Origin of the sequence: Micromonospora sp. NPDC023966 (genome assembly GCF_040639095.1) — a bacterium.
GTDB lineage: Bacteria > Actinomycetota > Actinomycetes > Mycobacteriales > Micromonosporaceae > Micromonospora.
The window spans coordinates 1-1,231 of sequence record NZ_JBEZZJ010000091.1; the positions used below are offsets into that span (position 1 = coordinate 1).

The window sequence follows — 1,231 nt, forward strand, 5'->3', positions numbered from 1 at the left end:
CGATGCTGACTCGAAAATCGGTGAGTGGGTGGGCAGGCGGCAGCACCCGGCGGAGCGCAGCGGAGCCGGGTCGGGTTGAGGGCTTCTGATTAGGCGATGGCTGGTTGCGGTGGGGGCTGGAGACTGACTTTCTGGCCGGTGAGCTGTTCGAGCTGGCGGATGAGATCACGTTGACGGCGCTGCTTGCTGATTCTCGACTCGTGGAAGCTGGGGCCCAGGTCCTGGTAACGGGCGTCGGGGTCGGTGAGCAGGTGCCAGACGATGGTCAGTACTGAGTTGCCGGCTGCGACGATCGCCCGTTTCTTGCCTCGTCGGCGGGCCAGGCGACGGTAGCGGTCGCCGAGGAAGGTGCTGGTGCGGGACAGCCCGGCGACGACCTCGCCGAGGGTGGCGGCCAGCCAGGGGTTGCCCTTGCCGGTGGAGTTGGCCTTCTTGCGGCCGGCGGACTGGGCGTCGATGGGGCTGAACTTTGCCCAGGACACCAGGTGCGCGGCGGTGGGGAAGACGGTCATGTCCACGCCGATCTCGGCGATGATCTCCTGGGCGGATTGCACGCCGATGCCGGTGACCTCATCCAGCTTCTCCACCACCGCTGCGAAAGGGGCGATCATCGCCTCGATCCGGGCGTCCAGGTCGGCGATGTCGGCCGCGAGGGCATCGATGCGGCGCGGCATGGTGGCGCAGATGAACGCGTGATGCTCGTCGAAGTGGCCGGTCAACGCCTCCCGCAGCTGAGGGATCTTGCGGCGCATCGAACCGTGGGCCATCTCCGCGAGGACCTTCGGGTCCCGTTGGCCGTCGATCATTGCCTGCAGCATCTGCCGACCAGAAACCCCGTGCAGGTCGCTGATGACGGAGTCCAGCTTGATCTGCGCGTCTTCGAGGGTCTTTTCTAGACGTTGCTTTTCCCTGGTCTGCTCGCGTACCAGACTGCGCCGGTAGCGGGTCACGTCCCGCAGCTGCCGGATCGGCTTGGGGTGCACCAGGCTGGGCCGGCACATCCCGCGTTCGACGACCTTGGCCAGCCACACCGCGTCGAGCCGATCGGTCTTCGGCCGACCGGGCACGTTCTTGACGTGTTTGGCGTTGAGCAGCCAGCACTCGAAGCCTTCTGCCTCGAGCAGGTAGAACACCGGCTTCCAGTAGTCCGACGTGGCCTCCATCGCGACCAGCTCGACCCGCTCGACCCGCAGCCAGTCCGCTAACTCCAGCAACGCCGGCATCACCGTCG

At 66.5% G+C, this 1,231-nt stretch carries 1 protein-coding gene; it reads right to left on the bottom strand.

Translation table 11 applies throughout. The features are described from left to right. Positions 1–89: 89 nt before the first annotated feature. Positions 90–1,231: IS110 family transposase (locus tag AB0F68_RS35245; RefSeq protein WP_357346230.1), on the bottom strand; the 1,142-nt coding region annotated here is incomplete at its 5' end.